This window comes from Eubacterium sp. AM05-23 (assembly GCF_003477535.1).
Lineage (GTDB): Bacteria > Bacillota > Clostridia > Eubacteriales > Eubacteriaceae > Eubacterium > Eubacterium maltosivorans.
Genome location: NZ_QUDF01000001.1, coordinates 498,455 through 505,589, shown reverse-complemented (window position 1 = coordinate 505,589; position 7,135 = coordinate 498,455). Strand labels below are relative to the sequence as shown.

4 protein-coding genes are annotated in these 7,135 nt (G+C 46.7%); all 4 read right to left on the bottom strand.

Annotated elements, in window-relative coordinates; all coding sequences use genetic code 11:
* Positions 1-610 precede the first annotated feature (610 nt).
* The 4 genes from lysS to carA all read right to left on the bottom strand — a co-directional run bounded on the left by lysS (position 611) and on the right by carA (position 7,083).
* Positions 611-2,077: a lysine--tRNA ligase gene (gene lysS, locus DW091_RS02235; RefSeq protein ID WP_058693518.1), complete on the bottom strand. Its 1,467-nt coding sequence runs from the start codon at positions 2,075-2,077 to the stop codon at positions 611-613.
* A gap of 9 nt (positions 2,078-2,086) precedes the next feature.
* A complete protein-coding gene (greA, locus tag DW091_RS02230) occupies positions 2,087-2,572 on the bottom strand; it encodes a transcription elongation factor GreA (RefSeq protein ID WP_058693517.1) in 486 nt (161 codons plus the stop codon).
* A 201-nt stretch (positions 2,573-2,773) separates the two neighbouring features.
* Positions 2,774-5,980, bottom strand: a complete 3,207-nt coding sequence (gene carB / locus DW091_RS02225) for a carbamoyl-phosphate synthase large subunit (protein WP_074617565.1) — start codon at positions 5,978-5,980, stop codon at positions 2,774-2,776.
* Entirely contained in the window at positions 5,971-7,083 is a 1,113-nt protein-coding gene (gene carA / locus DW091_RS02220; RefSeq protein WP_058693515.1) for a glutamine-hydrolyzing carbamoyl-phosphate synthase small subunit, read from the bottom strand. The genes carB and carA overlap by 10 nt, the downstream gene beginning before the upstream one ends.
* Positions 7,084-7,135: the final 52 nt, after the last annotated feature.

The following is a 7,135-nucleotide window of genomic DNA, read 5'->3' as shown; positions in this document are numbered from 1 at the left end:
GCCAGCGTTCGTCCTGAGCCAGGATCAAACTCTCAATAAAAAGTTTATCGTTTGCCTTTCGGCTTCTTGATCTGGTTCATGTGATGATTTTTTGAAGTGTTCATCGCACTTGCGTTTTTATCCTTTGCTGATTTTCATCAGCTGGAATTTCAGGTTTTATGGTACTATTCTCTTTTCTATGACCCTTTTTTTCTTTTCGACAAAGCCGCATCTGCTGTGTTGCCCGGATCACGCTTTCAGTCACATGCTCAAGTATGCTCCTTCAATCGCTCCTCCGTGCGCCTTGCACCTGCGTCTTTCCCTTAAAGAAAAACGTTTAAAGCGTGTTCAACTTTCTCAAGCGAACTTCTTTATTATACCGCGTCGTTCTTATTCTGTCAAGCACTTTTTAAAATTTATTTTTAAATTTTCTCAAGCGCTGGACTGAAAGCCCTGCGGCGCTGTGCTCTCCGAGACAGCTTAATTAGTATACCCCGTTCCTTACCCTTTGTCAAGCACTTTTAACCATTATTTTAATCTTTTTTGATTTATTTTTAACTTTCGCGTTTTTTACGGCTCAGAATATAAAAAGGACTGGCAGTACTGCCAGTCCTTTGCCGCTTGCTGAAGCTTAATCGTCTAGGGGTTTCATGGTTGGGAATAGGATAACGTCGCGGATACTGTGCTGTCCTGTAAACAGCATCACCAAACGGTCAATACCGATTCCAAGGCCGCCTGTGGGCGGAAGACCAACTTCCAGCGCGTTGATAAAGTCTGCATCATATGGGTGTGCTTCATCATCACCATCAGCCTTTTTCTGTACCTGTGCCTCAAAACGTCCTTTCTGATCAATGGGGTCATTGAGCTCGGAGAATGCGTTGGCACATTCGGCACCGTTGATAAACAGCTCGAAACGCTGAGTATATCGCGGATCAGTGGGTTCACGTTTAGATAACGGCGAAATTTCTACGGGGTGCATGGTCACAAAGGTGGGCTGAATGAGCTTGTCCTCTACATATTCGTCAAAAACTTCTGAGATGATTTCACCGATAGAGTGCTTGTCTTCCACATCGACATGCAGCTTTTTCGCTGCTTCCTGCGCTTCTGCCAGATCGGTCATCACATCAAAATTGACGCCGGTGTGTTCTTCCACTAAATCGACCATTCTTGCACGTTTGAAAGGCGCTGCCAATGAAATGTCATGGCCTTCGTATTCCACGGTATCCGTGTCAAGGATTTCTTTTGCCAAAAATCCATACAAGGCTTCCACCATATTCATTACATCATCATAATCCGCATAGGCCTCGTAGGTTTCAAGCAGGGTAAATTCGGGATTATGGGTTGCGTCCATGCCTTCATTACGGAACACACGGCTGAGTTCATAAACTTTATCAAAACCACCGACAATCAGCCGTTTAAGGGGCAATTCCAGGGCGATACGCATATAAAGCGGAATATCCAGAGCATTATGATGGGTCACAAAGGGACGGGCATTGGCGCCGCCTGCCAGGTTGTATAAAACCGGTGTTTCTACTTCGATAAAACCGCGGTTGTCCAGGAATTCTCTGATCTTACGGATGATCTGAGAACGCAGGATAAAAACATTTTTAACTTCGGGATTTACAATTAAATCGACATAGCGCTGACGATAACGCAGCTCGGTATCTTTTAAGCCATGATATTTTTCCGGTAAAATCTGGAGGGATTTACTCAGTAAAGTCAGTTCTTTTACGCGAACCGAAATCTGTCCCTTCTGTGTTTTAAACACTTCACCCTTAATTCCGACAATATCGCCGATGTCATAGGTTTTGATTTCGTCGTAATTTTCCAGCAGATCCTTCTTTAAAAACATCTGGATTTTTCCGGTACTGTCCTGAAGGTCATAGAAGCCGACCTTTCCCTGACCTCTTTTTGACATGATACGTCCTGCCATGGAAACAGGCTTTTCTTCATACGCTTCAAAGTTTTCATTAACATCATCTGCGTAAGCAGTCACGTCATAACGTGTTATCTCGAAAGGGTTCTTCCCTTCATCCTGGAGCTTCTTCAGCTTTTCACGTCTGACGGCTAGTACTTCACTTAAATTTTCTTCGCTCACTGGGCTCTCCTATCTTCTGATCTCTAAAATTTCATACTGAACTTCACCATCCGGAATCGGAATCGTCACAACCTGCCCGACCTTGGCGCCAATCAACCCTCTGCCGACTGGTGATTCGTTGGATAATTTATTCTGTGTAATATCGGATTCTGCTGATCCGACAATTTTATATTCTTCGGTATCGCCAAACTCAAGGTCTTTTACCTTGACGATGCTGCCGACCCCGACGTCCTCGGTGTGAATGTCATTATCATCAATGACCTTTACCTTTTTAATTTTGGCTTCAAGTTCAGAAATTTCACCTTCTACGAAGCCCTGTTCTGATTTCGCTTCATCATATTCGGCGTTTTCACTCAAATCGCCGTATTCTCTGGCCGTTTTAATACGCGCCGCAACTTCGTAACGTTTAACCGTTTTTAAATACTCTAAACGTTTCTTTAAATTATCAAGACCCTCCTGGGTCATTACTAATTCTTCATTCAAATGATCAGTCATTTTTGTTTCCCCTTTATGTGGTACGGAATGTATTTAATTCCATACGCATTACTTAAAATCATGCTTGATATTATAATTTTTTTAGACGCTTCTGTCAAGTCAACCATTTGATTTCACGTCTTTTGTATACAATTTTACAGATATTATCGAAAAACCACCTGAAACAGGTGGCTTTTCGGACTGTTTAATTCTATAAATTCACTAGATTGTGTTGATGTCTACCAGATCAATATCGGCCATTGTCTTATTGGATTCCAGACAATTGAGCAATGCTCTGGCCGTATCGAGGGAGGTCAGCAGACTGATAGAGCTTTCAACAGCCTTTCTTCGCATCTTAACCTCGTCCTGTTCTGGCTGGCGGCCTTTTGTAGAAGTGGAGATAACATAGGTTACCTTTCCGCTTTCTAAAAGATCCCCAATGTTTGGCGCTTTTTCTGCCATGCGCTTAACCACCTTTGCCGGTACATTGTTTTCGTTGAGTACCAGCGCAGTGCCGACGGTCGCAAATATCTTAAAGCCCATTTTATGGAACCGGCGTCCGATGTCCACAATTTCATCTTTATCGCGGTCCCGCACGGTCAGAAGTACCCCGCCGGTACGTTCCATTTTATAACCGGCTGCTACAAGTCCCTTATAAACAGCGTCCTCAAATTTTTTGCCAACGCCCAGAACCTCACCGGTTGACTTCATTTCTGGTCCAAGCTGGGTATCAACATCCTGGAGCTTCGCAAAGCTGAATACCGGCACCTTGACCGCTACATAGTCCTTAACCGGATGGAGGCCGGAGCTGTAGCCCATTTCCTTTAAGGTTGCCCCCATCATAATCCGGGTTGCAAGGTTAACCATCGGAATATCGGTCACCTTAGAAATATATGGTACGGTTCTTGAAGAACGCGGATTTACCTCGATGACATAAACCTGGCCTTCATAGACAACGTACTGGATGTTTACAAGGCCGATAACATGCAGCTCTTTGGCAAGTTTGCCTGTGTAATCAATAATCGTGTCCTTGATTTCCTGAGACAGGGTCTGCGGCGGATAAACCGAGATGGAGTCCCCAGAGTGGACACCGGCTTTTTCAATATGCTCCATGATTCCAGGGATCAGGTAGTCTGTTCCGTCACAGATGGCGTCGACTTCGACTTCTGTTCCCATGAGATACTTATCGATCAGCACAGGATTTTCAAGCTCATGTTCGGTAATAATGTTCATATATTCCACAACATCGGCTTCTTCGTAGGCGATAATCATATTTTGGCCGCCAAGCACATAGGATGGACGAAGGAGTACCGGGAAGCCCAGCCGTTCTGCCACTTTCACAGCTTCTTCAGTCGTATAGACGGTTTCTCCCTTTGGTCTCGGGATGCCGCAGCGTTCCAGCAGATCGTCGAAAAGTTCACGATCCTCAGCGGCGTCGATATATTTGGGGTCTGTGCCCAAAATGCCGACATTAATTTCATCCAGATGTTTTGTCAGCTTAATGGCTGTCTGTCCCCCGAACTGGACGATGGCGCCGTCTGGCTTTTCCGTCTCTACGATGGAGCGCACATCCTCTGCTGTGAGAGGCTCAAAATACAGACGGTCTGAGGTATCAAAGTCGGTCGACACCGTTTCCGGATTGTTGTTGACAATGATGGCCTCATAGCCCAGCTCTTTTAAGGCCCAGGCACAATGCACAGAACAGTAGTCAAACTCAATCCCCTGGCCAATACGGATTGGTCCAGAACCAAAAACAAGGATTTTCTTTTTATCACTCTTGTGCTCATCCAGGAAAATTTCCGCTTCGTTTTCTTTATCCATTGTGGAATAAAAATAAGGTGTCTCCGCTTTAAATTCCCCAGCACAGGTGTCAACCATTTTAAAGGAAGCATACTGTCTGCCGGTCGGGATCTTTTCACCAGTCAGGCGCTCAATGGTAGAATCCATAAAGCCCAGCTCACGGGCAACCGCCAGACGTTCCATGCCGCGTTCGTCGCTCAGGCCCTTTTCGCGCAGGTCGCGTTCCATCACGGCCAGATGGCGGAGCTTGTCGAGGAACCACATATCAATCTGGGTGGCTTCCCAGATTTTTTCCATATCCAGTCCACGGTACAGGGCTTCATAGACAACGAAGCAGCGTTCATCATCCTTACGGCCAACCGCTTCCATGATTTCATCATCCGGCGCTTCACGGTATTTTTCGACGCTCAGGGTGTCAAAGCCCAGCTCAACCGAGCGAACAGCTTTCATCATCGCCTGCTCAAAGCTGTTGCCGATAGACATAATTTCACCGGTTGCCTTCATCTGTGTACCCAAGGTACGCTTAGCGTAAACAAATTTATCGAATGGCCATCTTGGGAATTTAACAACGATATAGTCAATGACCGGTTCAAAACAAGCCGGCGTTTTACCTGTGATGTCATTCATGATTTCATCCAAAGAGAAGCCCACAGCGATCAGCGACGCAATCTTGGCGATCGGGTATCCGGTTGCCTTTGAGGCCAGCGCTGAAGAACGGGAAACTCTTGGATTTACCTCGATAACCGCGTAATTGAAATTTTCCGGGTCCAGTGCGAACTGGCAGTTACAGCCGCCCTCTACACCCAGAGCCGAAATAATTTTAAGGGCAGAGGTTCTGAGCATCTGGTATTCTTTGTCGCTCAGCGTCTGGCATGGCGCCACGACGATGGAATCGCCGGTGTGGATGCCGACTGGGTCAAAGTTTTCCATGGAGCAGACGGTAATAACATTCCCTTTGCTGTCACGCATGACTTCAAATTCGATTTCTTTCCAGCCGGAAATGCCGCGTTCAACCAGAATCTGGGTGATCGGCGACAGGCGCAGGCCGTTGGTGGCAATTTCATGAAGCTGTTCCGGATTATCGGCAATCCCACCACCGGTTCCGCCTAAGGTAAAGGCTGGACGGACGATGACCGGGTAGCCCATGGTGGAGGCGAAATCCAGGGCGTCCTCAACGGTTGTAACGACCTTTGAGGGAATGACCGGTTCTCCAATTTCTTTCATCATGTCTTTAAATTCCTGACGGTCCTCTGCCTTGTCAATGGTTTCGACATTGGCGCCCAGCAGCTTCACATTATGTTCGTCTAAAAAGCCTTCCTTGGCGAGCTGCATGGATAAGGTCAGGCCTGTCTGCCCACCAAGGGTGGAGAGGATGCTGTCTGGTTTTTCCAGGAGGATAACCCGTTTAACGACATCCAGTGTCAATGGCTCAATATAGATTTTATCGGCCATGGCCTTATCGGTCATGATCGTAGCCGGGTTTGAGTTAATGAGAATAACCTCAAGGCCAACCGCCTTCAAGGCTTTACAGGCCTGGGTACCGGCATAGTCAAATTCTGCTGCCTGGCCAATTACGATCGGGCCAGACCCGATGACAAGTACACGCTTAATATCATTTCTTAAAGGCATCCCTGTTGTCCCCTTTCCATTAAATCCGAAAAACGTTCAAATAAATATCCTGTATCATTGGGGCCTGCGCTGGCTTCCGGATGAAACTGCACGGTAAAGGCCGGAATGTTTTTATAGGCAATCCCCTCGCAGCTGCCGTCATTCATATTGACATGGGAGATGGTTCCCACATCCTCCGGAATGCTCTCAACGGCGTAGCCGTGGTTCTGGCTGGTAATAAAGACCCGATCCTTGGATAAATCCTTAACCGGCTGGTTCAGTCCGCGGTGTCCGTATTTCATTTTGCGGGTGGTACCGCCCATGGCCAGGGCCAGCAGCTGGTGTCCCAGACAGATGCCGAAAATCGGCTTGCCGTAGGCGATGAAGTCCTGAATGTTTTTAATGATTTCCACATTGTCTTCGGGATTTCCGGGGCCGTTGCTCAGCATGATGCCATCTGGATTCAGTCTTCGGATATCATCGACCGTAGAGTTAGCCGGCATAACCGTCACATTACAGCCGATCTGCAGCAGCATTCTGAGGATATTGTGCTTGTAGCCATAATCCATGAGCGCGACATGGTTTGCGCGGTTTTCACGGGTATAGAACCAGCCCTTTTTCTTCTGGGTAACCACCTGTACTGGATTGACCACCTTATAATTCCGGATCTGCTCCAGCAGCGCTTCTTTTTTCTCATAGACGTCCTCGGTGGTGATGGCGCCGTTCATGGTGCCAAACTCACGAATCTTGCGGGTGAGGGCGCGGGTATCAATATCCCAGATACCGATTTTACCCTGCTTTACAAGAAAGTCATTAATCGTGGCTGTGGTTCTGAAGTTTGATGGTTCCTCGCACCATTCCTTTACAATGTAGCCATTTACCCAGCTTTTTTCTGATTCCATGTCGTCATTATTGACCCCATAATTTCCAATAAGCGGGTAAGTCTGAAGCACGATCTGTCCATAATAGGACGGGTCTGTCAGAACTTCCTGATACCCGGTCATTCCGGTTGTAAAGACAATCTCCCCAATGGTGGTGCCTTCGCAGCCGAAATTGTAGCCTTCGTAAACCGTCCCGTCCGACAACAAAATGTAGGCGCGCTTGTCACGTTTAAAATAAGACATTTTCTCCTCCTCTATTTTTCCTTCAACTTTTATACTTACAAAAAGAGAATAA